General features: G+C 53.9%; 1 protein-coding gene. It reads left to right on the forward strand.

The window, feature by feature from the left end:
- The first annotated feature begins 172 nt into the window (after positions 1 to 172).
- Positions 173 to 1,714, forward strand: coding sequence for a protein kinase domain-containing protein (locus ACSSV8_RS20135; RefSeq protein WP_454283670.1), 1,542 nt, complete (start codon positions 173 to 175; stop codon positions 1,712 to 1,714).
- Positions 1,715 to 1,803: the final 89 nt, after the last annotated feature.

Here is a 1,803-nt window from a genome sequence, read left to right on the forward strand (position 1 = left end):
CCAACATGGGCATCGGCGGCATCACCCCCGCTATGAAACTGAAAATGGCCGCGTGAACTCTACGGACGAACCCCGTTAAAAAGGGGGGGATTACCATAGCATCTGGCTTGAAGAGCCAACCTCGGTAAAGCTTTCGCATCTCTTTGCAGCAAGGTTTCCCGACACAAAATCGTTGGGCGATGCCCGATATCAGTTCCTATCTAGTGTTACCGTTCCTGAGGATATTCTTGGCGAGGACAAGGGGCCGAAAAAGAGGGATGTTTTCCTGCTCGGCGTTGCTGTTCACGAGTTGCTGTTTGGCCATATTCCGGCTGGTGATCCTGCTGAATGGGATCCATCTATCGATATCAGCGGCGAATTTGAAATGCTGCATAGCTGGATCGCGGAGGCATTGGAAGTTGACCCCGGGAGCCGATTTGTAGACGCGTCCGTCGCTCTGAGCTCCTTCAATAAGGCGACGGCGGCGCGACCCTCTAAGGAAGAAGTGTTGTCCGGATTGGAAGCCCTTCGCAGCTCCATTCGAACCAGCCGCCAACTTTTCCAAGCCTTCCCGGATCAGGGGGATGTAATCAAAGAAAGCGATGCTCTGGATGTGTGGCGCTCTCAAGAGGATGGCGAACCAGTCATCATAAAGCACTGGAAGTCAGCTGCGTGGGGTGCGCTGCAGAATGAAGGCCGCACCGTCCTGTCGTTCCTGCACAGGGCCTCATCTGTCATGATGGATAAGTTTCCCGGAATACCCAACGTGCGCGGGGTGCATTGGCTGGGCGACAGTATGGCCATCGTCCAAGACTGGATCGACGGGACCGTTCTCGACATCCTGTTAGACAAGTCATCATCGGAACTGGCTGACCAGGTTAAGGCAATTGAGCTCGCACGCCGCCTTGTGAGGGTGGTTGACGATCTCCATGAGCACAATTTTTCGCATGGGGACATCAAGCCTTCAAATATAGTCATAAATAATGAGGGGAATCCTATCCTTATCGACGCGTTGGATTTTGCACCTCGCGTCGATGGTGAGCTTCGTACGTTTGCCTATGCTCCTGATTCCGGCAATCGCTTCGAGCGGGACCGATTTGCCGTCACGAAGATCGTAGAAGAGATTTGCGCAATCAGCACGCTCGAGGCACAGGACGTTGCTAAGCTGTTGACTGCTGCGCGGGAATGTCAGGACAAGGACCCAAAGCTAGCGACACTTTTGCCGCTGCAAGAGGCTTGCGATCTCATCTATGAACGACTCACCGCGCCAAAGGAAGTTGTAGCAGAGGAAAATAGAGCCCAGATCGCAGTTTCTATAGTGAGAGAAAACATCGGGCCCATCGAACCGGATGAAGGCAAGCTCTTCATCAGCCTGCACCGCCGCCCTGATCGATTCCAAGCAACACTATCTATCCGAGGTGCGTTTGAGCGCATCGAATTTACTCTCGACGACACCGGCAAACCGGTGCGGGCACGCCGCTGGCCCCTTGAGCAATGGCGGATAGCCCAGATCGCTAGAAGAGAATTTCATTCAATAAATGCCGACCTTACCGTCGTACGGTCCGACATCAATGATTTTTCGGAGCTATTTGGCGTTCTGGAAGACCCAGTCGTTGCGGCGGAACTTAGTACTTATTTGGCCAGTACCACGAGTGAACCGCTCAGGAAGCTGTCAGACGATGTCGATGAGCTCTCGGAGGAAGATGAGGCGGAAGATGCGCTGTCTGCGTTGTAATCGGCGGAGCAATACTCGGCCACGGTAGCGGCGGCATAGTGTTGTCGCGGGCGGCGTAAAAGTCGGCCACTTTTGTCCTTTCGGATTTC

It is taken from the genome of Roseovarius sp. MBR-79 (assembly GCF_053628555.1).